Genomic DNA, 23784 nt, shown 5'->3' with positions numbered 1-23784 from the left:
CCATGACCAGCCCGTCCGTCGAGTTCATCGGCATGATCGGCACCCAGGACGCCTCCGAGACCCGGCCTGCTGCCGGCCCGGTGATCGACCCGGCGTACACGACACGCTTCGCCCGCGCCCACGAGGACGCCGGCTTCGACCGGATCCTGATCGGCTACAGCTCCACGCGGCCCGACGGCTTGCAGGTCGCCGCGTACGTCGCTGCCCGCACCGAACGCCTGGGCCTGCTCATCGCCCACCGGCCCGGTTTCATCGCCCCGACGCTGGCCGCCCGCAGCTTCGCCAGCCTCGACCAGTTCACCGAGGGCCGCGTCGCCGTGCACACCATCACCGGCGGCAACGACACCGAACAGCGCCGGGACGGCGACTACCTGGACAAGGACGAGCGCTACGATCGCACGGACGAATACCTGGGCATCCTGAGGCGCGCCTGGTCCTCCTCCGAGCCCTTCCGCCACGAAGGCCGCCACTACCGCTTCGAGGACTACGCGCCCGGCGTGCTGCCGTACCGGCCCTCGGGCATCCCGCTGTACTTCGGCGGCTCCTCGCGGGCCGCGTACCGGGTGGGCGGCAAGCACGCCGACACGTTCGCGCTGTGGGGCGAGCCGCTCGCCGAGACCGCCGAACAGATCGCATCCGTCCGCGCGGCCGCCGAAGCCGCGGGCCGCACGGAACCGCCCGGCATCAGCGTCTCCTTCCGCCCCATCCTCGGCCCGACCGAGGAACTCGCCTGGGAGCGCGCGCACCGCATCCTCGACACCATCAAATCCGGTTCCGGTCGCCCCTTCTTCGACCAGGCCCCCCACCACAGCGGCACCCCTGCTCCTCAGAACACCGGATCCCAACGCCTGCTCGCGGCCGCAGCCAAGGCCGACGTGCACGACCGCTGCCTGTGGACACCCACCGCCACCGCGACCGGCGCCGGCGGCAACACCACCGCCCTCGTCGGTACGCCGGAGACCGTCGCCCAGGCACTGCTCGACTACGTCGACATCGGAGTCACAACGATCCTCATACGCGGCTACGACCCGCTCGACGACACCATCGACTACGGCCGCCACCTGCTGCCGCTCGTCCGCCAGGAACTCGCCCACCGCGCCGCCACCGCTGCGCCCCTCACCTCCGCCGGAAGTGCCCGATGACCGACCTCGCCACCACTCCCACGGCCCGTACCGCCACCGCTCACAGCTGGCAGCCGCCCGCCGGCATCGCTCCGAGGGGCACCCTCGTCGTCCTCCCCGGGCGCGGTGAACACGGCCTCGTCTACGAGCGGTTCGGCCGCCGCCTGTCCTTCGACGGATACGTCGTCCACGCACTCGACACCACGCCCGAGCACCACAGCGACGACGTCCTGACCGCCACGACGCAGGCCGTGGGCCCCGATCCCGTCGCCCCCGTCGTCCTGATCGGCAGCGACACCGGCGCCCTCCAGGCCCTCCACGCCGCGACGGCCGCCGAGCCGACCCGTCCGACTCTCCACGGCCTCGTCCTTGCCGGAACAGCCCCCACCACCGGTACTGGTTCGGCCCACGCCGATACGGACACCGCCTCGGACTGGGATGCCGAGCTCAACGCACGCACGGCCTGCCCGACCCACCGCCAGAAGCTGACCGCCGACCCGGACTTCGCACGGGGCCGGCTCACCGGCCCTGTACCGCACCACCTCCTCACCGACGCCCTCCCTGACGTCCCCACCCTGGTCCTCCACGGCGCCGCCGACCCGCTGACGCCCCTGGAGCAGGCCCGCACCCTCGCACACCGCCTTCCCAGCGCCACGTTCGGTGTCCTGCACGAGGGCCTGCACGACGTCCTCAACGACGCCTCGCACCGCACCACCGCTGCCACCCTCGTCCAGTGGCTGGAGCGGCTGCGAGCCGATGCGGAACTGCGCCCGATTCTCACCATCGAGCCGCTGAACAAGCGCTGACCGAGACACCGGGCGAACAAGCACCACACGCATTGCGGACTGTCGCCCGCCCGTCCTGGGCGGGCCCCGTCCCACACCCAGTTGAAAGGGAAGCGGCACGACCACCACCTCCATGAGGCGAGACGGCCGGGCCACGCTCACCGAACTTCAGGCGGCCACAGGCCTGTCCGAGACCGTCGTCAAGAGACGTCTGGAGCGGCTGCGTGGTCCGCCGCAGCACAGGCCCTGTGCCCACAGTTTCAGCAGCGCCCGTCCACCACGGCAGCCAGAAGCGACGCCACCGACTCCTCGGGCCCCTGTCCCGCGGTGTCGACCACGATGTGGTCCCGGTCCCACGGCTCGTACTCGCGGTCGAGGACCTGCTGCCAGTCGGGCAGCGGCAGATCCGGGATGTCCACCGACCGCGAGGTCACGCGGCGCCTGTGCTCGGCCCGATCCGAGCAGACCACCTCCACCTCGACGGCGGACACACCTGTCCTGACGGCCGTGTTGCGCCAGGCGTCACGCGTGACGGCCAGGGGATTGACCGACTCCGCGATCACGGTCAGGCCCTGCCGCAGATGCTCCTCGGCCAGGGCGTATCCGACGACGTATCCCACGGGCCCCACGGGATGCCGGGCCAGGCCGGAGCGGACGATCGCCTGCTCGATGGTGTCGATCCGGAGATGGACAGCCCCGAGCCGCGCGGCCAGCAGGCGTGCGAGGGTGGTCTTGCCTGTGCCGGGCAGGCCGCCGATGACGATGAGCATGCGGTCATCCTGCCGTGAGTCGTCGGCGCAGCCGATCCGGGAGGCGCCGACCGTCCCGCCGGGCCGTCCGCCTCCGCGTGGAGAAGGGCTCCCCGATGTCCTATCCGCTAACATAGAATAATTAGATAGATGAATCGGCGAGTGCGCGAGGAGTGGCCGTGGACTTCGGGCTGACCGACGAGCAGGACATGTTGCGCGCGACGGCACGGCAGTTCGTCGCCGACGTGTGCCCGGCCGAGAAGGCGAAGCAGTGGGACGAGGAGGGTGTCGTACCGCCGGAGCTGTTCCGGGGCATGGCCGAGCTCGGCTGGTTCTCGCTTCCGTTCAGCGAGGAGGAGGGCGGCGACGGCGGTGGGCCGCTCGAGCTCATCCTGATCGCCGAGGAGCTCGGGCGGGCCAGCTTCGACGTCGCCATGTGCTACATCGGGGTGCTCATCCCCGGGATCACCGTGTTCCGGTGGGGCACCGAGGCGCAGCGCGAGTTCATCCGCAAGCAGGTCATGACCGGACGCCACCGCCTCGCCGTCGGCCTCAGCGAGCCGGACAGCGGGTCCGACGCCGCGGCGCTGCGCACCACCGCCGAGGACCACGGCGACCACTTCCTCGTACGCGGCCAGAAGGCGTGGTGCACGGGCGGCGGCCTGCCCGACACCACCATCGCGACCTACGTGCGTACGGGATCCCGCGAGCCCAAGCACGGCGGTATCAGCCTGCTGCTCGTCGACCCCTCGACGGACGGTGTCGAGGTGCGCAGGACGCCGACGCTGGCCCGGCACATCCTGGGCACCAACGAGGTCTTCTTCAACGACGCGCTGGTGCCGAAGGAGAACCTCGTCGGTCCGCGCGACGAGGGCTGGAAGGTGATGCTCTCCAACATCGAGCTGGAGAAGGTGATCATCACCGGCGGCTATCTGGGCGCCGCCCAGGCCACCCTGGACGAGATGCTGGAGTACGCGCGCACCCGGCACGCCTTCGGCCGTCCGATCGGGAACTTCCAGGCGCTCGCCCACGCCATGGCCGATCTGCAGACCGAGATCGACTCGGCCCGGCTGCTCGCGTACCGCGCCGCGTGGCTGCTCGCCCAGGGCAAGCCATGCACGCGGGAGGGGTCGATGGCGAAGCTGAAGGGTTCGGAGACGTACGTTGCGGCCGCCCGTCTCGGTATGCAGGTCTGCGCAGGGCACGGCTTCTCGACGGAGAGCGTGATGAGCTTCCGGTACCGGGAGTCGATCGTGGCCACCATTTCCGGGGGGACCAGCCAGATCCAGCGCAACGGCATCGCCCGCAGCATGGGGCTGCGGTCCTACTGACCTTCCCGATCTGCCTCTTGGCCGGCCAGCCACTCCTCGTGCCGCGCGAAATGGCCCCGGTCCCGAGTCACCCAGATCCCGGAAGCCCGGGCCAGCACGGCCCGGGCCGGGAGCAGCACCATCTCGCCCGCGATGTACCAGCGGGAGCCCTCCCGCCGCTCGACCCAGGCCCTGACCTCCAGCGGCCGTTCCACCGGCACCGGTTTCACAAAGCTCACGGTCAGTTCAGCCGTCACGCTCAACACCTTGTGGAGTAGCGGCAGATGGCCGAGGCAGTCGTCCAGCACGGCCGCGGTCCAGCCGCCGTGCGCGACATTGGGTCCGCCCTCCTGGTCACGCGGGCAGGCGAGCTCGAACCACGCCACGCCGTCCTCGTCGAGCCGTTCGCGCTCCAGACCCAGACGGCAGGAACCGGCGACGTGGCAGGCACCGCACAGGGCCACCCCGCCGGGGGTGCGGGGCGGCTCCTGGAAGTCCGCCCCTGCCCAGTGCGCGGCCGACGTCGTGGCTCCGGTCTCACCGGAGAAAGAACCGGCTCTCGTCGACATGGTGGAACTCCTCGTGTCAGGCATCGGCAAGCAGCGGACGCAGCTTCCCGGCGATGAGCTGGACCTGGCGGGCGATCATGTCCTCGGGCATCCCGGCCAGCGAGGCCCACAGGAACACCCCTTCGACCGGCAACCCTGCCACGTACGCCTTGATGGCGTCGGCGGTCTCCTGGGGTGTGCCGTAGAGGAACTGCCCCACGCCGGTCGCGCGCAGCCCCGTCTCCCGCCACTTCTCGGGGTCGATGGGGCGGGGGACGGGCTGGTCCGTCCCCTCCACCATGTACCGGCGGTAGCTGTCCCACTGGTACGCCAGGTGCTTGCGGACCACCGGCCAGTCGCCGTCGGGGTCCTCGGTGACGAACGTGGTGAACGACCCCTGCATGCGGGCCGCCGACATGTCGTACCCGCTCTCCGCGAGCCCTTCCCGGTACGGCGTCAGCAGAGCGGGGTTGAGGGACAGCAGCCCGGTGCCGAGCCGGCCGGCCCGGCGGGCGCCCTGCGGGCCCTGGTAGCCGAGCCAGATCGGCAGCGGATCCTGGACCGGGCCGGGGGTGACCAGGGACTCGGCCCACAGGCCGCGGATCTCCCGGACGCGTTGGTCGGTCGTGGAGTAGCGCTTGCCGAGATCGGCTCCGTACAGCCGGTACTCGGGCACGCGGTAGCCGGTGCCGAGTCCGAGGTCCAGGCGGCCGTCGCTGATGATGTCGACGATCGCGGCCTGTTCGGCGATCTCGGGGGCCGCGTGCAGCGGTGCGGGGATGACCGCGGTGCCCAGGCGCACCCGGCGGGTGCGGGCCGCGGCCGCTGCGGCCATGGTGAGCGGCTGCGGAAGGTATCCGTCCTCGAAGCCGTGGTGTTCGGAGAACCAGACGGAGTCGAGGCCCAGCCGGTCCGCCTCCTCGCACATCTCCAGGGCGAACCCGTACACCCGGGACCAACTCTGCCGCCACGGCGGAGGATTGCGCATATCGAAGTAGATGCCGACCTTCACGAGGGGCCACCTCCAGTTGTGTTCTCCGACAGCCGGATCGTCGCGCGAGAGACGGCGACCCCTTGCCCGGGCGGCAGCAGCCGCACCGGACGCAGCTCCAACGCCTCAATTTCGGGGAGGTCCTCGACCATCGCCGAGAGCCGCAGGACTGTCTCCTCCAGTGCCGCCAGGTCCACACCTGGGCCGCCTATCCGGCCGTCCAGCAGCGGGGCCGCCCGCAGCGAGCGGACCATCTCCCGGGCGTCGCGGTCGCTGAGCGGGGTGACTCGGTACGCGACGTCGGCCATGAGGTCGGCGTAGTCCCCGGTGAGGCCGAACGCGACCACCGGGCCGAAGACCGGGTCGGCGCTGACGGAGAGGAACGCGTCCGGGCCGCCGGAGCCCGGCTCGTGGTCCCCCATCGCGATTCCGTACGAGTCCAGCAGCTCGGCCGCGATCTGCGCGGGGACGGGTCCGGGAGCGCACCCGGCGACCAGCGACCGGGCCCGCTCGACGTAGACCCCCGCGAGATCCGGTACGACACCCGCCGGGGTGCTCCGCCATGCCTGGTAGGCCGCCGCGTGTCCGAGCGAGGCCGCCGCCGACTCGGGGAACGCATAGGTCGGTACGACCAGTTCACCCCGGTGCAGAAGATCGGCGACGCCCGCGCCGCCCAGGAAGCTGGCCACGACCGGCTTCGAGGGTGCGGCCGCGGCCGCGTCGAGGATCGCCGACGCCACCTCGTCGGGCTTGTCGGCCAGCGGCGGCATGAAGAGGACGATGGCCGCGTCGATGTCGTCGTCGGCCAGTACGGCGTCCAGCGCCTGCCGGTAGTGCGCGGCGGTGGCCGTGGGGGTGAGGTCGATCGGGTTGGCGACGTCCGCCCGGGCCGGGAGGGCCGAATGCAGCCTCTGCCTGGTGTGTTCACCAAGTGCCGGTACGCACAGTCCGCTCGCCGCGCATGCTCCCACGGTCAGGGCGGCGGGCCCGCCCGCGTTGGTGATCACTGCGACCCGGTTCCCGGGCGGGGGAGGCTGGTGGGCGAGCAGCAACGCGACGTCGAACAGCTCCTGGAGGCTGCGCGTACGGATCACACCGGACTGGGCGAAGAGCGAACTGACCGCCGCGTCCCCGTGCCCGGGGTGCCTGCCGTCTCCCGGGTGGACCGCGATGATCGGCTTGCGCGGCGCGACGCGGCGGGCGATGCGGGCGAACCGTCGCGGATTGCCGAAGTGCTCGACGTGCAGCAGGACCACCGAGGTCTCGGGGTCCTCCTCCCACCACTGGAGCAGGTCGTTGGTGGACACGTCCACGGCGTGGCCCACCGACACGAAGCCGGAGAAGCCGAGACGGAGCCGTCGGGCGAAGTCGAGCACCGCGAGGCCCAGCGGCCCGGACTGGCTGGACATCGCCACCCGGCCGGGCGTCGGCAGGGCGGGCGAGAAGGTCGCGGCGAGCCGCGCCGCGGGCGTCGTGTTGACCACGCCCATGCAGTTCGGGCCCACCAGCCGCATCCCGGAGGCACGGGCGAAGCGGGCCAGCTCAAGCTCGGTCTCCCGTCCGGCCGCACCGGTCTCGCCGAAGCCGGTGGAGACGACGACCACCGCTTTGACGCCGGCCTCCGCACACTCCCGTACGACGTCGGGTACGGCCTCGGCCCGTACCGCCACCAGCGCCAGGTCCGGCGGCTCGGGAAGATCACGGACGCTTGCGTACGCCCGCGCTCCGGCAATTTGCTCGGCCCCCGGATTGACCGGGTACACACTGCCGCGGAAACCACCCCGCAGCAGGTTGGCGACGATCTCGTGACCGATCGTCAGCGGGCTCCGGTTGGCGCCGATCACCGCGACCGACCGCGGTTCGAGCAGCGGTCGCAGGGAGCGCCGTACGGCCGTGTGCTCGCGCCGCTCCGCCCGGGCCAGGGCCTGGGCCTGCGGATCGATGGCGATCTCGAAGTGGACTATCTGGCCCGGCGGACCCATCTCGACGCGGTAGCCGGAGCTGAGGAACACGTTGATCATGCGGGTGTTGTCCGCGAGGACATCGGCCTCGAGGACCCGGATGCCCCGGTCGCGGGCGGCAGCGGCGATGTGCTCCAGGAGCAGCCTGCCGAACCCCTCGCTCTGGTGGTCGTCCCGGATGGTGAACGTGACCTCCGCGTGGTCCGGTTCCTCCGGGTTGCGGACATAGCGCACCAGGCCCGCGATCTCGTCGCCTGCCAGGGCGACGAGCGCCAGCTCGTTGAGGTAGTCCACGTGCGCGCCACGCCGGATCACGTCGTCGCGGACGCGGACGACCGGACCGAGCGAGCGGTAGGCCAGGGTCGCCCGCGACAGGCCGCCGACGAAGGCGACCAGGCGGTCGGCGTCCTCCGGCCGGATGGGCCGGACGAAGGTCGACCGCCCGGTCCTGACGAGTCCGGGCTGTTCGAGGTCCTCGGGATACGGGGGAGTGGTCACGGGTTCGTGCGGCGCCCCGGCGTCGTCGACGCCGCTCAGACGGCCGCCTCCCGGGGAGTCTGCTCCGGCAGGCGGAAGAGCTCGTTGAAGGTGCCGCGCGTGACGCGTTCGCGGATGTCGTCGGACACGCCGTCGAACAGGTCGTGGAGCGTGGACTGCGTGTGGCCGTACGTGCCCTCCAGATGGGGGTAGTCGTCGCCCCACATCACGTTGCGGTAGCCCGTCGCCTCGACGATCTCCACCGAGCTCTTGTCGTGCTGGAACGAGGCGTACACCTGCTGCCTGATGATCTCGCTGGGCAGCCGGCTCAGCTTCGGCCGTACGAACATGCCGTGCTGGCGGTAGGCCTCGTCCATCCGGTCGCCGATGGCCGGCACCCATCCCGCGCCGCCCTCGGCGATGAGGATGCGCAGGTCGGGGTGGCGGTCCAGGGCACCGCCCGCGACCATGTGGGACACGACGCGCATGCCCGGGTAGGTCGTCTCCATATAGTTGACGACCGCGCCGCCGGGCCCGCGGAAGACGACGTTCTCGCCGCCGGTGCCGATGTGGAAGCCGAGCACCAGACCGGCCCGCTCGGCCGCGGTCCACAGCGGCTCCCAGCGGTCGAGGGCATACTCCTCGCCCGGCCGGGTGGCGCACGGCAGGAAGACCGACTGGAAGCCCAGCTCCGCCACGCGCTCCACCTCGGCGACCGCGTCCTCGATGTTCGCCGTCGAGACGCAGGCGGGGGTGATGACGCGCTTGTTCTTGCCGAGGATCTCGGCGTGCGCCCAGTCGTTCCAGGCCCGTACGGTCTCCCGGGCGAGCTCCCGGTCGGTGATCGAGACCAGCCAGAACCCCATGGAGGGAAAGGCCAGTTGGCCCCAGACCCCCTCCTGGTCCAGGTCCTTCAGCCGGACGTCGAGGTCCCGGGCGCCCGGCGGCCGCATGGCGTCCATGAAGTCGTTGAGCTGGCGGTCGATGCGCTCGCCGTCGATGTAGAGCACCTCGTACTTGTCGCCGCGCTCACTGCGCGGCGCCCGGTCGGCGAGGCGGGGCGGCAGGGCCTCGGTCCAGAGGTCGTCCGGTTCCAGCACGTGGGAGTCCCCCGAGTTGACCCAGATCTTCGTCATGGCGCTCCTTCGGACGAATGGACGCAATCAGTTAGCGATTTTAAGTGTATCGGCGACCTTGTGGAAGGCCGGGAGGGCGGAGATCAGCTGCGGAGTACGGAGGTCAGCTGCGGAGTACGGAGGTCAGCCGCGGAGTACGGCGAGATCAGCCGCGGCGCCGCTCGATCTCCTCCACCAGTTGCGGTAGCACCTTGAAGAGATCGCCTACGACGCCGTAGTCGGCGAGGTCGAAGATGGGGGCGTCCTCGTCCTTGTTGACGGCGACGATGGTCTTGGAGGTCTGCATGCCCGCGCGATGCTGGATCGCGCCGGAGATGCCGGCGGCGAGGTAGAGCCCCGGGGAGACCTGGGTGCCCGTCTGGCCGACCTGGTGACTGTGCGGGTACCAGCCTGCGTCCACGGCGGCGCGGGAGGCCCCGACGGCCGCGCCCAGTGCGTCGGCGAGACGCTCGATGACGGCGAAGTTCTCGGCGCCGTTCACGCCGCGGCCGCCGGAAACCACGATGTCGGCCTCGGTCAGCTCTGGGCGGTCGCTGCGCTCCCGTGGCGCCCGGGACAGGACCTTGACGGCGGCGGAGGCAGGGCCGAAGGTGACATCCCACTTCTCGACGGCGGGTGTGACGGGGGCCGGTTCGGGGGCGGTGGCGTTTGGCTTGACCGTGATGACCGGTACGCCCTGGGTGACATGTGCCGTCACCTGGTACGTCGCCGCGAACACGGACTGCTCGGTTACCGGACCGTCCTCGTCGGCGGTGACGTCGATGGCGTCGGTGATGAGCCCTGACTCCAGGCGGAGCGCGACCCGTGCGGCGGTCTCCTTGCCGTCCGGGCCGGAGGGCAGGAGTATCGCCGCCGGGCTGGTGCTCTCGGCGATCTGGGTGAGCGCGTCGACGGCCGGAGTGACGAGGAACTCCTCGACCTCGGGCGCGTCCACGACGTAGACCTTGTGCGCGCCGTACCGGCCGAGGACCTCGGTTGCGGTGTCCGCTCCCTGCCCGAGGAACACGGCCGACGGCTCGCCCAGACGGCGTGCCAGGGTGAGCAGTTCGAGGGTCGGTTTGCGTACGGCGCCGTCGGTGTGGTCGACGAGTACGAGGATCTCGGCCACGGTGATGCACTCCTCCTGTTGGTGACGTCGGTGACGTCGGTGACGTCGGTGACGTCGGTGACGTCGGTGACGTCCGTGACATGGGTGACGTAGGTGACGTGGTGACGCGTCCGGTCAGATGAACTTCTTGGCGGTGAGGAACGTGGCCAGCCCCACGCCGCCCGCACCGTCGTCGGCGACGATCTCCCCCTGAGTGCGCGGCGGGCGCTTGGCCGCGGTGTCCACCGCCGAACGCGCACCGGTCCGCCCGACCTGCTCGGGAGCGATACCGAGGTCCGCGAGGTCGAGGGTCTCCAGCGGCTTCTTCTTCGCGGCCATGATCCCCTTGAAGGACGGGTAACGGGCGTCGCCGGAACGGTCGGTCACCGACACGACGGCCGGAAGGGTGCCCTGGACACGTACGGTCGCGGAATCGCCCTCGCGGCGGCCGGTCACCGCACCGTCCTCGATCGCCAGCTCGTCGAGGTGGGTGACGGCCGGGACGCCAAGCCGTTCGGCCAGCAGCGCCGGTACGACACCCATCGTGCCGTCCGTCGAAGCCATCCCGCAGACGACCAGATCGAAGCCGTGCCGCTCGATCGCCCTGGCCAGAACGAGTGAGGTACCGAACGCGTCGCTGCCCTCGATGTCCTCGTCGCTGACGTGGACCGCCGAGTCGCCTCCCATGGCCAGTGCCTTGCGCAGCGCGTCCTTGGCGTCGTCGGGGCCGATGGTGAGGTAGGTGATGTCGGCGTCGACGCCCGACTCGGCGACCCGCAGGGCCTGCTCGACCGCGTACTCGTCGAGTTCGGACAGCAGTGAGTCGACCGACTCGCGGTCGGTGTTGCCGTCCTCGGTGAAGGTGCGGTCCGCCGTAGCGTCGGGCACGTGCTTCACGCAGACAACGATCTTCACAGCGCTCTCCCCTGGGTTCAATGAGTGTTAATAGTTAACTATATCGAGCGAGGGGGCGCGAGAGTCACCCGAGAATCCGTCGAATTGGTTGACTGATTGCGCTGATAGCTGGAAGATCTGGTCAGCTTAGGCCGCAAGGAGGCGCCATGGTCGGTGACAGGGACACCGGTGACAGGTACTTCGAGCCACAGGTGGAGACCATGCCCCGCGAACAGCTGCGGGCGCTGCAGGAGGAACGGGTCCTGGAGCTCGTGGAGTACGCCTACGGCAACTCGCCCTTCTACCGCGAGCTCTGGGACGAGCACGGGGTGCACCCGCGTGACATCCGCTCCCTTGAGGACTTCCGGGCGCGCGTCCCGTTCATCACCAAGGACATGGTGCGCGCCTACCGGGCCCGCACCGGCGACCCCTTCGGCGGTCTGCTCTGCGTCCCGACCGAAGAGCTGACCTCGGTCTCCTCCAGTTCGGGCACGACCGGCGACCCGGAGTTCTTCGCCGAGATCTGGGAGGACGCGCCGCCCCTGGTCACCGCACAGGTGCGTGACCTGTGGGAGCTCGGCCTCAGGCCGGGGGACCGGGTGCTGAGCCCGCCCGGCACCTTCCGCAACCTCATGGACCCCGGCTACCAGGCGCTGGGCGCGGTGGTGATCGAGGTGGACACCTGGATCGGGAAGATGCACGAGGTCGTCGAGGCCCTCCGCACCTACCGGCCGGCCTACATCCAGATGATGTATCCGCAGATGGTGGAGCTGGAGCACCTGGCCGAGAAGGTGGATCTGAAGGAGGCGTTCTCCTCCCTCAAGGGCGCCTCGTGCGCCGGGCAGCCCCTCAGCCGGAAGATGCGCGAGCGGATTCGCGACGACTGGGGCATCGACGTCTACGAGTACACCAGCGCGGCCGACACCGGCACCGCCTGGGAGTGCCGCGAGCACGACGGCTTCCACCTCTGGGAGGACACCGTCTTCGCGGAATGCATCGAGGTCGAGGAACACGGATGGCGCGACGTCCAGGAGAGTGACCTCGGTGAACTGGTCGCCACCGACCTGGACAACCGGGCCGCACCGCTGATCCGCTACCGCAGCGAGGACCTCGTCCGCCTCTCGCGCGGCCGCTGCGGCTGCGGGCGCACCCACGCCCGTATGTGGGTGGCCGGACGGCGCGGCGACGAGACGCTGGTCCAGGGGCGCTCCGTGGTCCTGCGTGACATCTGGAATGCGGTGGAGGACCAGCCGGAGACCGTCGCGGGCGTGTTCCAGATCGTCCGGGAGCGGCGCGAGGTCGACGAGCTGCGGCTGCGCGTCGGCTACGACCCCGAGCTCACCGGCGATGTCGACGCGCTGGCCGGGCGGTTGGGTGAGGCCGTGCTCGAGCGGACCGGGGTCAAGCCGGTGCTCGACATGCGCACCGAGGAGGACCTGTTGAACACCATGACCAGCGTCGCCAAGTTCCCCCGGGTGGTGAAGAGCTGATGGCACGCGCCGACACTCTCGCCCGGGCCAAGGAACTGGCCCGGCCCGAACTGGCCTACCTCGTGCGCTTCCCCGCCGCCGACGGCATGAAGGACATGGAGCTCACGTGGGCGGAACTCGCCCGCGACACCAAATGGGTCACCGAACGGCTGCGCGGGCACGGCTTGGCCGCCGGTCAGCGGGCGCTGCTGACCACCTCCGGATTCGAGGGGTTCTGGGGCCATACGGTGATCGGCGCCCTGCGTGCGCTGCGGGTGCCATACGGCATCGCCGAGGCGATGGGCTGGGACCACCGCCGCACCGCGGTCTTCCACCGCGAGCTGGATCCGGACGTGGTGATCGGCCTGTCCGCGGAGACCCTGGAGGGACTCTCCGGTTCGGCTGACATCGGCGAGATGTTCCGGTCGACGTCGGTCGTGCTGGCCCGGCCCGCCGCCGTACCGGTGCTCCGCGGGGCGGGCGTTTCCGCTTGCCTCATGTCCGCCGTGGGCCCTGCCCTCGCACTGGAGTGCCCCGAGCGGTGCGGCGCGCACGTCAACGCCGCCGAGTGGCGGGTCGGCGAGCGGGACGGAGAGCTGGTCATCGCGGCGGGCGAGGGCCGCCGGTCCCGGCTCGCCGAAACTCCCCTGGGTATTGCGGGCCGGGTGGAGACAGGAAAGTGCGCCTGCGGCAGCGAGGACCCTCGGGTCCTGCTCGCCGAGGCGGGCCCCACGTCGTCATCGAGGAGTTGAGGATGTCCCAAGGAGTGGTCGACGGCCGTGTCGTGGTCGTCACCGGCGCCGGCAACGGGATCGGCCGGGCGCACGCCCTGGCGTTCGCCGCGCAGGGAGCGAAGGTCGTGGTCAACGACCTGGGCGGCTCGCGCGGCGGAGCGGGCGCCTCGGCCGGGCCCGCCCAGGCCGTCGTGGACGAGATCGTCGCGGCCGGTGGCGTGGCGGTGGCCAACACGGACGACATCTCCACCTGGGAGGGCGCCGGTCACCTCGTCCAGCAGGCAGTGGACACCTATGGCGGGCTTGACGTGCTGGTCAACAACGCGGGCATCCTCCGGGACCGGATGATCGTGTCGATGACCGAGGCGGACTGGGACAGTGTGCTCGCCGTCCATCTCAAGGGCAGCTTCGCCACCCTGCACCACGCCGCCGCGTACTGGCGCAAGCGCGCCAAGTCCGGTCAGAGCAACGACGCACGGGTGATCAACACGACCTCTCCGTCCGGCATCTTCGGCAACCCGGGCCAGTCGAACTACGGCTCGGCCAAGGCGGGAATCGCGAGCCTCACCATCATCGCCGCGGCCGAACTCGCCCGCTACGGCGTGACGGTGAACGCCATCGCGCCGACCGCGCTCACCCGGCTGACCGAGGACATCGAGATGATGAAGCGGGCCGCCGAGACCCAGGACCTGACCCCGGAGGCCATCTCACCGCTCGTAGTGTGGCTGGGCTCTGCCGCCTCGCGCGAGGTCACCGGTCGGGTGTTCGGCGTCGTCGGCAACCGGATCACGGTACTGGAGGGCTGGGTCAACGGACCCGGCGCGAGTACCGAGTCCCGGTGGACGCCCGAGGAGCTCTCCTCCGTCGTTCCGAACCTGGTGGCCAAGGCGGCTCCGAACGCCGACGCCCTGGGCAACCGGAACGGGGCGTGAGATGACGACGACGCAACGGCCGGTCGCGGAGGGCTTGTTCACCTGGCCGCCCTCCGCCGCCGCAGCGCCTCGGCTCATCGGTTCCGAGTGCACGGCGTGTGGTGACGTGAGCTTCCCCGCGGCCACGCACTGCCTGCGGTGCGGCGGCGAGGAGTCGAAGGAGCGGCTGCTGTCGGACCGCGGGACGCTGTGGACGTACACGACCCAGAACTTCCGCCCGCCGTCCCCGCCGTACGACGGCCCCGAGGCCTTCGAACCGTACGCGGTCGGGTACGTCGAGCTCCCCGGCGAGCTGCTGGTCGAGGGCCGCCTCACCGAACCGGACCCGGAGAAGCTGAGGATCGGGCAGCAGATGCGGCTGACGCTCGTGCCCTACACCGTGGGGGCCGACGGCACCGAGGTCATGACGTTCGCGTTCGCCCCGGCCGAAGAGTTCGCCCCGGCCGAAGAGTTCGCCCCGGCCGAAGAGTTCGCCCCGGCCGAAGAGTTCGCCCCGGTCGAAGAGTGCGCCCCGGCCGAGGAGGAGGAAAAGTGACCGAGGCCGTCATCATCGGGGTGGGGCTCCACCCCTTCGGCAGGTTCCCCGGAAAGCCGGCGCTGGACATGGGCGCGGACGCGGTACGGCTGGCGCTCGCCGACGCGGGCGTGACCTGGCCGCAGATCCAGGGCGGCTATATCGGCAGCTACGAGGTGGCCAACCCGGACGCGATCGTCGGGCGCCTCGGCCTGACCGGAGTGCCGCTGCGCGGGGTGTTCAACGGCTGTGCGACGGCCGGTACCGCGGTGGCACTGGCCGCCCGGGCCATCGAGACCGGCGAGCACGACCTGACCATCGCCATCGGCCTGGACAAGCACCCGCGCGGTGCGTTCGCCGCCGATCCGTCCGTGGCGGGCATCCCCTCCTGGTACGGACAGACCGGGATGTTCCTCACCACCCACTTCTTCGGCATGAAGATCAACCGCTATATGCACGACCACGGCATCTCCCACGAGACGCTCGCGCGCGTGGCCTCGAAGAACTTCCGCAACGCCGCCGGCAACGACAAGGCCTGGCGCCGCACCCCGCTGTCGGCCGACGAGGTCCTCGCCTCGCCGGTCCTCAACTACCCGCTGCGCCAGTACATGTACTGCGGCCCGAACGAGGGCGCCGCGGCCATCGTGCTGTGCCGCGCTGACCAGGCCCACAAGTACACCTCCACACCGGTACGGGTCCGGGCCACCGCCCTGCGCAGCCGCAGGCTCGGCGCCTTCGAGGTGCAGAGCCCGTCGTTCCCGGTCGGTGAGGTCGTGGAGAGTCCGACCGTGGACGCCGCCCGGGCGGCGTACGAACTGGCGGGCATCGGTCCCGAGGACGTCGATGTCGCCCAGCTCCAGGACACCGACGCCGGGTCGGAGATCATCCACATGGCCGAGAACGGCCTCTGCAAGGACGGCGAGCAGGAACGCCTCATCGCCGAGGGCGCCACCGAGATCGGCGGCCGGCTCCCGGTCAACACCGACGGCGGTCTGCTCGGGAACGGCGAGCCCATCGGCGCCTCCGGACTGCGACAGATCCACGAGATCGTGCTCCAACTGCGGGGTACCGCGGGGGACCGGCAGATTCCAGGCACGCCCCGCGTCGGCTACACCCACCTGTACGGCGCGCCGGGCGCGTCGGCGGTGACGATCCTCTCGACCTGAGAGCACAGGGAACCGCTATGGACCAGGACATGCAGGACTTCGCCGCCGAGGTGCGCCGCTTCCTCGACGCGCACGCGGCGAAGGCCCCCGACCGCACCGCCCTCACCTGGGGCGAGGGCGACGACACGATGGCGTACTTCAGCAGCCTCCCGCCCGAGGAGGAGCGGGAGCACGTGCGGCGGGCGCGGGAGTGGCAGCGGATCCGCTACGAGAACGGCTTCGGCTGGATCACCGGACCGCCCGAGTACGGCGGCCGCGGCCTCACCCCCGTCCACGACCTGCTCTATGACGCCATCGAGTCCGAGTACGACGTGGCCGACACCGGCGTGCTCAGCGTGGTCGGCCTGGGCATGATCGGCCCGACGATCCTCGCCCACGCCCAACCACACATAAAGGAACGGTGGCTGCCCGCGATGTACCGCGGGGACGCCATCGCCTGCCAGCTGTTCAGCGAACCCGGCGCCGGATCCGACCTGGCGAGCGTGGCGACCAAGGCCGTACGCGAAGGCGACAACTGGGTGCTCAACGGGCAGAAGGTGTGGACGTCGGTCGCCCAGCACAGCGAGATCGGCCTGGCGCTGACCCGCACCAACCCCGACGCGCCCAAGCACCGGGGCATCACGGCCTTCCTGGTCCCCATGGATGCCCCTGGCGTCGAGGTCCGGCCGCTGCGCCAGATGACCGGCGGGGCCGACTTCAACGAGGTCTTCCTCACCGACGTACGCATCCCCGACGACCACCGCCTCGGCGAGGTGGACGGCGGCTGGACGGTCGCCCTGACCACCCTCATGAACGAGCGCAACACGGTCGGCACCGAGGGCGCGGGCCCGGTGGCCGCCGCCCTGTCCCCGGACCGTCTCTCGGCGCTGATGCGGGCAACCTGGACCTGGGACGACCGCGCCCTGCGCGCCCGCCTCGCCGAACTCCTCGTGGACGCCGTGGCCACCGGCTACCTCAACGCACGCGCCCAGCGCACCCTGCGGGCGGGGATCGCCCCCGGCCCCGAGAGGTCCGTCGCCAAGCTGATGTACGGTCAGAACCTGACAAGCGCCGCGCACTTCGTGTCCGAGTGCCTCGGGCCGCGGATCATCGCCGACACTGGCCAGTGGGGCACGTACGCCTGGTCCGAACTCCTTCTGGCCACCCCGGCGTTGCGGATCCTCGGCGGCACCGAGGAGATCATGAAGAACATCCTCGCGGAACGTGTCCTCGGCCTGCCGAAGGAGGCACGCGCATGAGCGCCGACGAAACCGAGTTGAGGGAGCTTCGGGCGTCCGTACGGGAGTTCCTGGAGGCCAAGTCACCAGAGGAGGCCGTACGGAAGCTCATGGAGAGCGAGCCGCGCTTCGACCCGGCGGTATGGGCCCAGGCGGCCGACCAACTGCGCCTGCCGGGCCTCGTGATCCCGGAGGAGTACGGCGGTGACGGCTTCGGCCTCGTCGAACTCGGCGTCGTCATGGAGGAGATGGGCCGCGCCCTGCTGTGCGCGCCCTTCTTCGCCACCGTCGTCCTGGCTGCCCAAGCCCTGCTGGCCTCGGGTGACAGCCAGGCCTGTGCGCGCCACCTCCCCGGCATCGCGGCCGGGCGGACCACGGCCACCCTCGCCGTCGCCGAGGACAGCGGCTCCTGGGACCCCGCCCTGATCTCCGCACGCGCCGTGCCGGACGGGGACGGCGGCTGGAAGCTGAGCGGCCGCAAGTGCTTCGTCATCGACGGCACGACGGCCGATCTGATCCTCGTCGTCGCCCGCACCGTCGCCGGCCCTTCGCTCTTCGCCGTGGACCGGTCGGCCACCGGGGTGGCGGCCGAGGCGATGGAGACCCTCGACGCCACCCGGGCGATGGCCTGGCTGACGTTCGACGCCGTGCCCGCGACCCTCGTGGGCGCGAACGGAGCCGGCGGGCGCATCATGGCCAAGGTCCTCGACATCGCCACGGTCGCCCTGGCCGCCGAGCAGGCGGGCGGGGCGCGCAGATGCCTGGAGATGAGCGCGGAATACGCCCGTACCCGCCATCAGTTCGGCCGGCCGATCGGCTCCTTCCAGGCCGTCAAGCACAAGTGCGCGGACATGCTCGTCCAGGTGGAACTCGCGGAAGCCTCGTCCCGGGAGGCGGCGCGCCTCGCCGCCGAGGGCTCCCCGGACTTCCCGGTCGCCGCGTCGGTGGCGCACGCGTGCTGCTCACGGGCGTACATGTTCGCGGCCATGGAGAACATCCAGGTCCACGGCGGCATCGGCTTCACCTGGGAGCATCCGGCCCATCTGTACTTCCGGCGGGCCAAGTCCTCGCAGCTGCTGTTCGGCGGCCCTGCCGTGTACCACGAGCGGCTGCTGGACCGCCTCGGCATCTGACGACCGTACAAAGGAACGCGAAGGCCCCGGGATGTTCCCCGGGGCCTTCGCGTTGGTGCCCCTCAGCCGCGCGCGGCCTCGCCCAGCAGCGCCTTGGCGATGATGACCTGCTGGATCTGGCTGGTGCCCTCGTAGATGCGGAACAGCCGGGCGTCACGGTAGAAGCGCTCCACCGCGACCCCGCGCATATAGCCCGCGCCGCCGTGGACCTGCACCGCGCGGTCCGCGACCCGCCACACCATCTCGCTGGCGAAGTACTTCGTGCAGGACGGGCCGATCTTGGTGTCCGTACCGGCGTCGAAGGCGCGGGCGGCCTCCAGGACCGTGGCGCGGCCTGCGTAGTAGTCCGTCATCGAGTCGGCGATCAGGCCCTGGACCAGCTGGAAGGAGCCGATGGGCTTGCCGGACTGCTTGCGGGTGCGGGCGTACTCGACCGATTCGTCGACCAGGCGCTCGGCCATGCCCACACAGAGGGCCGAGATGTGCACCCGGCCGTGAGCGATGCAGCCCATCGCGGTGTTGAAGCCGCGGTTCAGGCCGTCCTCGCCGCCGACGAGGGCGGAGGCCGGGACGCGTACGTCGTCGAAGTACACGTCCGCGGTCCACGCGCCGAACTGTCCCATCTTGTGGTCCTTGGGCGCCACGGTGAGGCCCGGGGTGCCGGCCGGGACCAGGAAGGTCGAGATGCCGCGGGTGCGCGGGGCGTCGGGGTCGGTGCGGGCGAAGACCATGAAGACGTCGGCGAGCGGGGCGTTGGTGATGTAGCGCTTGGCGCCGTTGATCACCCACTCGTCGCCTTCCAGGTGAGCGCGTGTCGTCAGTGTCGACGGGTCGGATCCGGCCTCGGGTTCGGTGAGCGCGAACGACGCCAGTACGTCACCCGAGGCGATCCTCGGCAGCCACTCGGCCTTCTGCTCCTCGGTGCCGCCGACCATCAGGACGTGTCCGGCGATGCCGTTGTTGGTGCCGAACATCGAACGCAGCGACGGGGTCGTGTAGCCGAGCTCGAACATGAGCTGGGCCTCTTCGTACATCGACAGCCCAAGACCGCCGTACTCCTCCGGCAGCGCGAAGCCGAACAACCCCATCTTCTTGGCCGCCTCGCGGATGTCCGCGGGCATCTCGTCCTTCTCGTCGATCTCCGCCTCGAGCGGCACTACACGCTCCCGGACGAAGCGCCGGACCTCGGACAGCACCGCGCTGAAGTCAGCCGCGTCCATGTCGACTCCCTTGTTGACCTTGGTGGCCTTATCGATCTGTTTCTGACTCGTCCGGCTTCTGGTCCGGCTTCTGGTCCGGCTTCTGTTCGGGCCGGTAGCACGCCGCCAGCAGGGCCGCCGCGCTCGCCGTCCCGATTCCCGCTGCCAGCAATGCCGCCATCGCGCCGGCGCGCTGCCGTCGCAGCAGCCTGTCGAGCGAGTACCTGCCGTTGCCCAGCGCCGCCAGTGCGACGGCCGCGCCGCCCACGACGCCGACGTACTCCCAGCCGCCCTTGAAGACGAAGAAACCCTTGCCGCGGTGGTCGGTGCGGGCCGCCACGGTCATCAGGCCGACGGTCGCCGCCGCCGGGAGAGGGTTGGCTGCCCCCAGAGCGATGCCCACCCCCGCCGCCATCTCGGTCCCGGCCGCCATACGGGCATGCACCTCGGCGGGCTTCAGACCGAGCGCCTCGAACCAGCCCGTCGTGCCTTTCAGCCCGCCCGGACCGGCGATCTTGTTCCAGCCGTGGGCGAAGAGCATCGGGCCGAGCGTCGCGCGCAGGGCGAGAGCGGCGATGTCGTGGCCCTTCACTGGCCCACTCCTGTTGCCCGCCCGGCGGGAGCGACACCGTACAACTGCGGTACCGCCTCGACGAGTTCCTCGTAGGTGAGGGCCTTGCCGGACTCGCTGGGGTGGACGCCGGTGACGGTCCAGCCCTGCAGGCGGTTCAGCCGGTTGCCCTCGATGCGCAGAACCTGGCCGGTCAGCCACGCCGCGGCATCGGAGGCCAGGTAGACGACCACACCGGAGGCGTTGGCGGGATCGCGCGGGTCGAAGTCGCCGTCGGCCTCCAGCGATGTGCCGACGGGCAGCCCCTCCGTCATCCGCGTGGCCGCGATCGGCGAGATGGCGTTCGCGGTGACGCCGTATCGGCGCATCTCAAGGGCGGTGAGGACCGTGAGTCCGGCGATCCCGGCCTTCGCGGCGCCGTAGTTGGACTGGCCCTGGTTGCCGAACAGCCCGGTCCCGGACGTCGTGTTGATCACGCGGCCGGTGACGGGCTCACCCCGCTTCGACGCCTCGCGCCAGTACGCGCACGCGTGCCGGGTGAGCGCGAAGGTGCCCTTCAAGTGGACGGCGATCACGGCGTCGAACTCGGCCTCGCTCATCGAGAACAGCATGCGGTCGCGCACGATGCCGGCGTTGTTCACCACGATGTCCAGGCGGCCGAACTCCGCGACCGTGTCCGCCACCATCGCCTCGGTAGCCGCCCAGTCGGTGACCGACGAGTGACTGGCCACCGCCCGGCCGCCGAGCTTGGTGATCTCGGTGACGACGTCGTCGGCGGGGGAGTCGCCCGTCCGTTCGCCGTGCAGTCCGGAGCCGAGATCGTTCACCACCACGGTCGCGCCGGCCTCGGCGAGCGCCAGGCAGTGCGCCCGGCCAAGACCTCTCCCGCCGCCGGTCACGATGGCGACCTTGTCATCGAGGATGCCCACGCCCTACCTCCCTGTTCGACCCAGCTCGTTGAGTACTTCGTCCGTGTGTTCGCCCAGCGTCGGGGCGCCGGAGCGCGGCTTGTCGTCCACGCCCCAGAAACTGACCGGGGTGGCCACCGTCCGCAGCGGCGGCGCGTCGCCCATGCCGGGCTGTTCGACGAAGGCCCCCACCGCCTCCGCCTGCGGATCGGCCGACACCTCCGCCAGGGTCTGCACGGGCGCCCACCACACGCCCTCGGCGTCGAACCGCTCCGCCCACTCGGCCAGGGGCCGCTTCGCGAACTCCGCGTCGAAGGCGGCGATCAGCTCACGTACGTGGCCACGCCGGGCCTTGCCGGTGGCGAACCGCTCGTCCTCCGCCAGGTCCTCGCGGCCGAGCGCCTTGACGACGCCGGGCCAGTGCCGGTTGCCCTCCAGGCCGACCAGCCAGAACCAGCGGTCGTCGGCGGCCCGGTAGCAGTTGTAGAGCGGCGACTCGTGCTCCGTACGCGGGCGGGTACGGCCGCGTTTGCCGAAGAAGTTCTGCAGGGCGAGGTCGTTTCCGTTGGCGTACGTCCCGGAGCGGAGCAGGGACACGTCGACCACGCCGCCCTCGCCGGTGCGTTCCCGGCGCAGCAGCGCGGCCAGCACGCCCGCCACCAGGTTGGACGCGGCCGTACGGTCGCCCAGGCCGGGGCGGATGCCCGGCGGCGGCTCACCGGCCGGGTTGAGCATGGCGGCGATGCCGGGGCGGGCCCAGAAGGCGGAGACGTCGTACCCGGCCCGGTCGCGCTCGGCTCCCGTCCAGCCGTACCCCGTCAACGTGCCGATGACCAGGCGGGGATGCCGGGTCCGTATCGCGTCCGGGGCCAGCCCCAGCCGCTCCAGGGCGCCGGGGCGGAGGTTCGTGACGAACACGTCGGCCCGCTCCAGCAGCCGCTCCAGTGCGTCCTTGCCCTCATCGGACCGAAGGTCGAGGACGATCCCGCGCTTCCCGCGGTTGTCGGTCTCGAACGGTGGTTCGCTGTCGATGTCCTGGCCGACGTGCCGGAGCGTGTACCGGTTGGGGTCGCCGGTCGGCGCCTCGACCTTCACCACGTCCGCGCCCCAGTCGGCGAGCATGGTGGCCGCGGCCGGTGCCGCCACCCACATGCCCAGCTCGACGACGGAATAGCCCTCCAGTGGCCGCACGGCCCACCTCCACGCCGGTTTCTGGTCCGGATCTGCCGGGTCTCTCGGGGTGCTCGCTGCACGCCGCGACAATCACTGCAAGCCGCGAAAATCGCTACAGGTCGCGGAAATCGCTACACGCCGCGGAACTCTCCCGGGCGGCGCTCCCGGAAGGCCTTCAGCCCCTCGGCCCGGTCCTCGGTGGAGAACAGCACCGAGACGGTCTCGCGCTCGTACGCGATCGCCGCCTCCAGGTCCATGCCGAGCCCGTGGTTGATCAGCCGCTTGCCCGCCGCGAGCGCCAGCGGGGCCCCTGCCGTCAGCTTGGCGGCCAGGGCTTCGGCGGCGGCGAGCGCACCGCCGGGCTCCGCCACCTCGTTCACCAGCCCGAGCTGCCACGCGCGCTCCGCGTCGATCGGTTCGCCGGTGAGGATCATCTGCTTGGCGATCGGCGTCGGCAGCAGTCGCGGCAGCCGTTGAGTGCCGCCCGCGCCCGGCAGGACGCCGAGCTTCATCTCGGGCAGGCCGAGCCGGGCGCCGCGCTCCGCCACCCGCAGGTCGCAGGAGAGCGCGAGCTCCAGGCCCCCGCCGAAGGCGAACCCGTGGACGGCCGCGACCGAGGGCTTGGGGAAGTCCTCCAGGAGCGCGTACGCCTCGGTCAGACGGCCCACGAAGGCACGGAACTGCCCGGGCGCAGTGAACGACTCGATCTCCCCGAGGTCGGCCCCGGCCGAGAAGGCGCGGCCCTCTCCCGCCAGCACCAGGGCCCGGACGTCGTCATCACCCCGCACGTCCTCCAGAGCCTGCTTCAGCTGTTCCACCGTGTCCGTGCCGATGGCATTGAGCCGCTCGGGACGGTCCAGGGTCAACACGGCGATACGGTCGCGGACTTCGACGCGCAGCACACTTCCCACGTCGGACCCCCTCAGACCATCGTGAGGCCGCCGCTGACCGAGAGCGTCTGCCCGGTCATATAGGCGGCGTCGTCGGACGCGAGGAAGGCCACCACACCGGCGATCTCGCCCGGCTGGGCGACGCGGCGCAGCGGGATCGCCCGTACGGTGGCGTCGTACATCTTCTGGCTGTACTCGGCGACCTGGCCGAGCAGCGCCGTGTCGGTCGGCCCCGGGCAGACACTGTTCACTGTGATGCCGTGCCGGGCGACCTCGCGGGCCAGCGCCTTGCCGAAGGCGATGACGCCGCCCTTCGTCGCGGAGTACACCACCTCGCCGGACGAGCCGACCCGGCCGGCATCCGAGGCGATGTGGATGATCCGGCCGCCTCCGCGCTCGATCATCGAGTCGAGCACGGCCCGGGTCATCGTGATGGTGCCGCGCAGATTGACGGAGATGATCCGGTCCCAGGTGTCCTCGGTGCTGTCGACGAACCGGCCGATGACATCGACGGCCGCGTTGTTGACCAGGACGTCCACCGGGCCGAGTTCCGCGGTCACCCGCGCCACGGCGGCGCGTACAGCCGCGCTGTCGGAGATGTCCGCGCCCACACCCATGGCGCGCACCCCGTACCGTTCCGCAAGTTGTGCCGCGACCTTCCCGGCGGCCTCCGCGTCCACGTCGCAGACGGCGACCGAGGCTCCGGCGGCGGCCAGTGCATCGGCGATCGCCTCGCCGATGCCCCGGCCCGCTCCGGTGACGAGTGCCACCTTGTCCCGTACGCTCACGCGCCCTCCCTCGCCCAGGTCCCGATACAGA

Annotated in this window: 23 protein-coding genes and 1 pseudogene; 11 read left to right on the top strand and 13 right to left on the bottom strand. The window is 71.0% G+C overall.

Features of this window, described 5'->3' with window-relative positions; genetic code table 11:
- Positions 1 to 2: 2 nt before the first annotated feature.
- From H1D24_RS08040 to H1D24_RS08030, 3 genes and pseudogenes are all read left to right on the top strand, one after another.
- Positions 3 to 1142 carry an LLM class flavin-dependent oxidoreductase gene (locus tag H1D24_RS08040; protein WP_181656682.1) on the top strand — a complete coding sequence of 380 codons (1140 nt, stop codon included), beginning with the start codon at positions 3 to 5 and terminating at the stop codon, positions 1140 to 1142.
- Positions 1139 to 1927: a serine aminopeptidase domain-containing protein gene (locus H1D24_RS08035; protein ID WP_181656681.1), complete on the top strand. Its 789-nt coding sequence runs from the start codon at positions 1139 to 1141 to the stop codon at positions 1925 to 1927. The genes H1D24_RS08040 and H1D24_RS08035 overlap by 4 nt, the downstream gene beginning before the upstream one ends.
- A gap of 112 nt (positions 1928 to 2039) precedes the next feature.
- Positions 2040 to 2117, top strand: a pseudogene (locus H1D24_RS08030) (hypothetical protein); the annotation flags it as partial.
- A 49-nt stretch (positions 2118 to 2166) separates the two neighbouring features.
- Here H1D24_RS08030 and H1D24_RS08025 read toward each other — a convergent pair.
- The gene (locus tag H1D24_RS08025; protein ID WP_181656680.1) at positions 2167 to 2676 is read right to left on the bottom strand and encodes a P-loop nucleotide/nucleoside kinase family protein; all 510 of its coding nucleotides are present in this window, start codon (positions 2674 to 2676) and stop codon (positions 2167 to 2169) included.
- Between the two features lie 158 nt (positions 2677 to 2834).
- Here H1D24_RS08025 and H1D24_RS08020 point away from each other — a divergent pair, with 158 nt between their 5' ends.
- On the top strand, positions 2835 to 3986 hold the full coding sequence (locus tag H1D24_RS08020; protein WP_181656679.1) for an acyl-CoA dehydrogenase family protein: 1152 nt from the start codon (positions 2835 to 2837) through the stop codon (positions 3984 to 3986).
- Here H1D24_RS08020 and H1D24_RS08015 read toward each other — a convergent pair.
- The 6 genes from H1D24_RS08015 to H1D24_RS07990 form a co-directional block, all read right to left on the bottom strand.
- On the bottom strand, positions 3980 to 4534 hold the full coding sequence (locus H1D24_RS08015) for a PaaI family thioesterase (protein ID WP_181656678.1): 555 nt from the start codon (positions 4532 to 4534) through the stop codon (positions 3980 to 3982). The two genes, H1D24_RS08020 and H1D24_RS08015, sit on opposite strands and share 7 nt — an antisense overlap.
- Before the next feature lie 16 nt (positions 4535 to 4550).
- Positions 4551 to 5525 (bottom strand): LLM class flavin-dependent oxidoreductase, encoded by a 975-nt coding sequence (locus H1D24_RS08010; protein WP_181656677.1) that lies wholly within the window; start codon positions 5523 to 5525, stop codon positions 4551 to 4553.
- Complete coding sequence (locus tag H1D24_RS08005; protein WP_181656676.1) at positions 5522 to 7963, bottom strand: bifunctional acetate--CoA ligase family protein/GNAT family N-acetyltransferase; 2442 nt, start codon at positions 7961 to 7963, stop codon at positions 5522 to 5524. The genes H1D24_RS08010 and H1D24_RS08005 overlap by 4 nt, the downstream gene beginning before the upstream one ends.
- Before the next feature lie 35 nt (positions 7964 to 7998).
- Positions 7999 to 9078, bottom strand: a complete 1080-nt coding sequence (locus tag H1D24_RS08000; RefSeq protein ID WP_181656675.1) for an amidohydrolase family protein — start codon at positions 9076 to 9078, stop codon at positions 7999 to 8001.
- 145 nt (positions 9079 to 9223) lie between these two features.
- A complete protein-coding gene (locus H1D24_RS07995) occupies positions 9224 to 10186 on the bottom strand; it encodes an electron transfer flavoprotein subunit alpha/FixB family protein (RefSeq protein ID WP_181656674.1) in 963 nt (320 codons plus the stop codon).
- A gap of 114 nt (positions 10187 to 10300) precedes the next feature.
- Entirely contained in the window at positions 10301 to 11062 is a 762-nt protein-coding gene (locus H1D24_RS07990; RefSeq protein WP_181656765.1) for an electron transfer flavoprotein subunit beta/FixA family protein, read from the bottom strand.
- A gap of 164 nt (positions 11063 to 11226) precedes the next feature.
- Between H1D24_RS07990 and H1D24_RS07985 the strand changes: the two genes are divergently transcribed.
- Genes H1D24_RS07985 through H1D24_RS07955 form a run of 7 tightly spaced genes read left to right on the top strand, consistent with a single transcriptional unit; the run spans position 11227 to position 18224 of the window.
- Positions 11227 to 12549 carry a phenylacetate--CoA ligase family protein gene (locus tag H1D24_RS07985; protein ID WP_181656673.1) on the top strand — a complete coding sequence of 441 codons (1323 nt, stop codon included), beginning with the start codon at positions 11227 to 11229 and terminating at the stop codon, positions 12547 to 12549.
- Complete coding sequence (locus H1D24_RS07980; RefSeq protein WP_181656672.1) at positions 12549 to 13280, top strand: hypothetical protein; 732 nt, start codon at positions 12549 to 12551, stop codon at positions 13278 to 13280. The genes H1D24_RS07985 and H1D24_RS07980 overlap by 1 nt, the downstream gene beginning before the upstream one ends.
- A gap of 2 nt (positions 13281 to 13282) precedes the next feature.
- A complete protein-coding gene (locus tag H1D24_RS07975) occupies positions 13283 to 14194 on the top strand; it encodes an SDR family oxidoreductase (protein WP_181656671.1) in 912 nt (303 codons plus the stop codon).
- 1 nt (position 14195) lies between these two features.
- Entirely contained in the window at positions 14196 to 14729 is a 534-nt protein-coding gene (locus tag H1D24_RS07970; RefSeq protein ID WP_181656670.1) for a Zn-ribbon domain-containing OB-fold protein, read from the top strand.
- Positions 14726 to 15874, top strand: coding sequence for a thiolase family protein (locus tag H1D24_RS07965; RefSeq protein ID WP_181656669.1), 1149 nt, complete (start codon positions 14726 to 14728; stop codon positions 15872 to 15874). Before H1D24_RS07970 ends, H1D24_RS07965 begins: the two co-directional genes overlap by 4 nt.
- Before the next feature lie 17 nt (positions 15875 to 15891).
- On the top strand, positions 15892 to 17112 hold the full coding sequence (locus H1D24_RS07960; RefSeq protein WP_181656668.1) for an acyl-CoA dehydrogenase family protein: 1221 nt from the start codon (positions 15892 to 15894) through the stop codon (positions 17110 to 17112).
- The gene (locus tag H1D24_RS07955) at positions 17109 to 18224 is read left to right on the top strand and encodes an acyl-CoA dehydrogenase family protein (protein ID WP_181656667.1); all 1116 of its coding nucleotides are present in this window, start codon (positions 17109 to 17111) and stop codon (positions 18222 to 18224) included. The genes H1D24_RS07960 and H1D24_RS07955 overlap by 4 nt, the downstream gene beginning before the upstream one ends.
- A gap of 62 nt (positions 18225 to 18286) precedes the next feature.
- Here H1D24_RS07955 and H1D24_RS07950 read toward each other — a convergent pair whose 3' ends face one another.
- From H1D24_RS07950 to H1D24_RS07925, 6 genes are all read right to left on the bottom strand, one after another.
- Positions 18287 to 19444: an acyl-CoA dehydrogenase family protein gene (locus H1D24_RS07950; protein ID WP_181656666.1), complete on the bottom strand. Its 1158-nt coding sequence runs from the start codon at positions 19442 to 19444 to the stop codon at positions 18287 to 18289.
- Positions 19445 to 19472: 28 nt separating this feature from the next.
- On the bottom strand, positions 19473 to 20015 hold the full coding sequence (locus tag H1D24_RS07945; protein ID WP_181656665.1) for a DoxX family protein: 543 nt from the start codon (positions 20013 to 20015) through the stop codon (positions 19473 to 19475).
- Positions 20012 to 20923 (bottom strand): SDR family NAD(P)-dependent oxidoreductase, encoded by a 912-nt coding sequence (locus H1D24_RS07940; RefSeq protein WP_181656664.1) that lies wholly within the window; start codon positions 20921 to 20923, stop codon positions 20012 to 20014. Before H1D24_RS07940 ends, H1D24_RS07945 begins: the two co-directional genes overlap by 4 nt.
- A 3-nt stretch (positions 20924 to 20926) precedes the next feature.
- On the bottom strand, positions 20927 to 22093 hold the full coding sequence (locus H1D24_RS07935) for a CaiB/BaiF CoA transferase family protein (protein WP_181656663.1): 1167 nt from the start codon (positions 22091 to 22093) through the stop codon (positions 20927 to 20929).
- 113 nt (positions 22094 to 22206) lie between these two features.
- Positions 22207 to 22986, bottom strand: coding sequence for an enoyl-CoA hydratase/isomerase family protein (locus H1D24_RS07930; protein WP_181656662.1), 780 nt, complete (start codon positions 22984 to 22986; stop codon positions 22207 to 22209).
- Positions 22987 to 22997: 11 nt separating this feature from the next.
- Complete coding sequence (locus H1D24_RS07925) at positions 22998 to 23753, bottom strand: SDR family NAD(P)-dependent oxidoreductase (protein WP_181656661.1); 756 nt, start codon at positions 23751 to 23753, stop codon at positions 22998 to 23000.
- Between the last annotated feature and the right edge of the window lie 31 nt (positions 23754 to 23784).

Origin of the sequence: Streptomyces himalayensis subsp. himalayensis, assembly GCF_013778455.1 — a bacterium.
GTDB classification, from domain to species: Bacteria; Actinomycetota; Actinomycetes; order Streptomycetales; family Streptomycetaceae; genus Streptomyces; species Streptomyces himalayensis.
This window is presented reverse-complemented; position numbering and strand designations above follow the sequence as displayed.